This is a genomic window from Methanospirillum sp., assembly GCF_035560735.1.
GTDB lineage: Archaea > Halobacteriota > Methanomicrobia > Methanomicrobiales > Methanospirillaceae > Methanospirillum.
Genome location: NZ_DATMYY010000325.1, coordinates 1 through 2,350, shown reverse-complemented (window position 1 = coordinate 2,350; position 2,350 = coordinate 1). Strand labels below are relative to the sequence as shown.

Annotated in this window: 3 protein-coding genes; 2 read left to right on the top strand and 1 reads right to left on the bottom strand. The window is 43.6% G+C overall.

Going from position 1 to position 2,350, the window contains the following annotated elements:
* Together VN429_RS09650 and VN429_RS09645 are read left to right on the top strand one after the other, a co-directional pair.
* A partial coding sequence (locus VN429_RS09650) for a methyl-accepting chemotaxis protein (RefSeq protein ID WP_325632665.1) occupies positions 1-1,517 on the top strand: 1,517 nt, incomplete at its 5' end.
* A gap of 8 nt (positions 1,518-1,525) precedes the next feature.
* The gene (locus VN429_RS09645) at positions 1,526-2,032 is read left to right on the top strand and encodes a chemotaxis protein CheW (protein ID WP_325632662.1); all 507 of its coding nucleotides are present in this window, start codon (positions 1,526-1,528) and stop codon (positions 2,030-2,032) included.
* Between the two features lie 75 nt (positions 2,033-2,107).
* Here the strand turns inward: VN429_RS09645 and VN429_RS09640 are convergent.
* Positions 2,108-2,350: hypothetical protein (locus VN429_RS09640; protein WP_325632659.1), on the bottom strand; the 243-nt coding region annotated here is incomplete at its 5' end.

The window sequence follows — 2,350 nt, the reverse complement described above, 5'->3', positions numbered from 1 at the left end:
CCAGTCAGACTCATGCCCGGCCGGTAGGCTGCGATCTTGAAATTGAATATACTGGCCTCCCTATCAGGGACAAAACCGGGAAAATAATTGGTGCGTTTGAATTTATCCAGGATCAGACTGCTTCAGTCAGATTATCAGATTATCTCAAAAATGAGATAATGAAGATTGGTGAAAACCTGAGCAAACTCAGTAAGGGGGATACAAACCTTCAGACTGTCGTCACCGATGCCGATCAGTATACCAGGGATGTACATGAAAAATTTGTCCAGATCAATAAGAAACTGGATCAGGTCAATGATGCAGTCAAACTTCTTGTTTCAGATGCCCTTTTGCTTTCAGAGGCCGGAGTTGCTGGTAAATTAGAGGTCCGTGCTGATGCAACCAGGCATCACGGCGATTATCGTAAGATTGTGGAAGGATTTAATGAAACGCTGGATAGTGTTATCCTTCCGGTCAACGAAGCACTGCGGGTTTCAAAAGAATATGCAAACTCAAACTTTACTGCCCGGGTTGACACCTCTATCGAGGCATCTGGAGATTGGATTGCATTCAAAGATGCTCTTAATGATATTGGGATTCAGGTATCAGAGGCTGTCAGAGTTATCAATAAACAGGTGATGGACCTTGCCTCAAATTCAGAAGAGGCAACAGCAAGTATTGAGGAGGTATCAGCTGGTGCACAACAGATTGCAAGAAGTACCGGAGAAGTCAGCAGTAACTCACTGAAGGGAGAAGATGGGATCATTCAGGTGCTCAAAGCAATGGAAGACCTCAATATTACGGTTACTGAAGTATCAAGAAAGGCAGAACGTGTCTCGGTCACAGCAACCCAGGCTAACAACTTTGCTAAAACCGGGGTCGAACTCGCTAAAAAATCAGAAACCGCAATGAATGAGATTAAACGCTCATCTGCAGAGGCTGATCAGATTGTGAAAGATATTAATCAAAAGATGGAGGAGATTGGGAAGATTGTCCGTCTCATATCAGATATCGCAAACCAGACCAACCTCCTTGCCCTGAACGCAGCAATTGAAGCAGCACGGGCAGGTGAAGCCGGACGTGGATTTGCCGTTGTTGCAGCTGAAGTTAAATCCCTGGCTCAGGATTCCCGCAGTTCTGCTGAAAATATTGCTGATATGATTACTGATCTGCAGAATAAGGCTAATATGGCAAATGCAGCAATGAGTCAGGCTGGCAAGACGGTAGAGACTGGCAGTTCAACTCTTCTTGAAACCCTGGGAGCGTTTAATCAGATTGCAACATCAATTGATGATATCACACGGAATGCAACAGATGTGGCATCTTCATCAGAAGAACAGGCTGCATCAGTTGAGGAAGTTACCGCTAGTATCAATGAAGTGAGCAGTCTTATCCAGAACACTTCAAAGGAAGCAGGAGATGCAGCAGCTGCCACTGAAGAAGCATCGGCTTCTATTGAGCAGATTGCCAAAGTGGTCGGGAACGTGAGTGGGATTGCGGATGTTGTCTCTAGAGAGATGACAAAATTCAGGATTTAGGAGCGAAAATGGAACTTGGAAATATCAAAGCACAGTCAGGAAAGGAAGCAAAGGAAGATGAAGTACAGGTTGTTGAGTTTATCATTGGAGAAGATAAATTTGCAGTCAACCTGTTTGATGTACGGGAGATCGTAGAGGCTTCAAAGATCACTCCTCTTCCTCATGCACCATCCCATGTGAGAGGGATAATTGATCTTCGTGGCGAGATTACTACCATTATTGACCTTCGTCAGTTACTCAGGATAAAAGCAGCAAAAGATGTGTCAACTGCAGATCTCCGGTTTATTGTCATGGATGACACTGTATCTTCGCAGAAAACCGGTATTGTTGTTGATGAAGTAACCTCGGTGCTGACTGTTCCGGTAAAAGATATCGATCAGGCAACAAACGGAGGGGCCGATGATGGAGGGCATATCCTAGGGGTTATTAAGAAAGAAGTTGGAGAGCGTGGAGAAAGCAGAAAAGAACTGGTAATCTGGATTGATGTCAGGGAATTAATCTCTACTGTGAGTTGAACAGAACGGGGGTAGAGGGATAAGGGCTGAAATCAGAATCAGAAGATTTGCAGGATCTGTATCAAACCTCGTATATTACAACCCAGACCAACCCTCTTTTTTTACTCTAGAAAAACAGACTGCATTTTCAAAATGATTATTGTAAACACCAATAACAAGAGGTCTGATCCAAACCAATGGAGGAGAAGGAGCAACTACATCGATTAGATAAAACAGAATTACAGGAGAAAATTTGCTAGTTTGCGGCAATGTGAGCAGGATATCATGTTTTTCGTTCATAGAAGATGGCAAAAAGTGGTTTTGAAGAAAATATGTGAA

What these genes read in the sequence shown, in the direction of transcription:
- VN429_RS09645 (WP_325632662.1), top strand. Translation starts at nt 1,526, where the DNA reads ATGGAACTTGGAAATATCAAAGCACAGTCAGGAAAGGAAGCAAAGGAA.